General features: G+C 62.0%; 1 protein-coding gene. It reads left to right on the top strand.

The features are described 5' to 3' along the window. A partial coding sequence (locus ON21_RS30140; RefSeq protein WP_039803541.1) for an IS3 family transposase occupies nucleotides 1-429 on the top strand: 429 nt, incomplete at both ends.

Genomic DNA, 429 nt, shown 5'->3' with positions numbered 1-429 from the left:
GAGCATCCCACCAGCGAGGGCAAGCTGTATCTGTGCGCGATCAAGGACTGCTATTCCAACAGGATCGTCGGCTACAGCATCGACTCGCGCATGAAGGCCTCACTGGCGGTCAACGCTTTGAGCAATGCCATCGCGGTGCGGGCACCGGCCGGCACGATCGTGCACTCCGACAGAGGCAGCCAATTCCGGTCACGAAGGTTCGTCAGCCTGCTGTCCCGCAATGGTTTGCGCGGTTCCATGGGAAGGGTCGGAGCATGTGGTGACAACGCTGCCATGGAGTCGTTCTTCGCGCTGCTCCAGCGCAATGTGCTCGACCGGCAGCGCTGGTCGACCAGGGCCGAACTGCGTCTGGCGATCGTGACCTGGATCGAGAGAACCTACCACCGCAAACGGCGACAACGCGGACTCGGCAAACTCACCCCAATCGAG

The sequence above is a fragment of the Nocardia araoensis NBRC 100135 genome (assembly GCF_000308435.1).
Lineage (GTDB): Bacteria > Actinomycetota > Actinomycetes > Mycobacteriales > Mycobacteriaceae > Nocardia > Nocardia araoensis.
This window is presented reverse-complemented; position numbering and strand designations above follow the sequence as displayed.